The 290-nt window shown below is 63.1% G+C and carries 1 pseudogene; it reads left to right on the top strand.

From position 1 onward, the window contains the following. Positions 1-290: pseudogene (locus BK665_RS33350) on the top strand (toxin); the annotation flags it as partial.

Here is a 290-nt window from a genome sequence, read left to right as displayed (position 1 = left end):
ACCTGCCAGGGCTGGAAATCCGCACCCGCGACAACGGTGAAGAACTGCATGTGAGCACCTTGCCGGGCGGCCGGGGCCAGGTGCGCTGCTTGCATTGGGCGCAGGGGCAACCCGCCGGAATCGAAGCCAATCAACTGGGCTATAGCCTCGTCGACGCCCTGGACTCCTGTGTAATGGAACTCGATCAACCGGCGTGGGTGATCAGCGATGAAGGCTCTTACCCGTTCGGGGGCACGGGCTGGCTGACGGCCGCTTCACAGCTGGAAGTCAGCTACAAGACCGTGCGCTAT

The sequence above is a fragment of the Pseudomonas frederiksbergensis genome, assembly GCF_003732665.1.
Taxonomy (GTDB): domain Bacteria; phylum Pseudomonadota; class Gammaproteobacteria; order Pseudomonadales; family Pseudomonadaceae; genus Aquipseudomonas; species Aquipseudomonas frederiksbergensis_G.
This window is presented reverse-complemented; position numbering and strand designations above follow the sequence as displayed.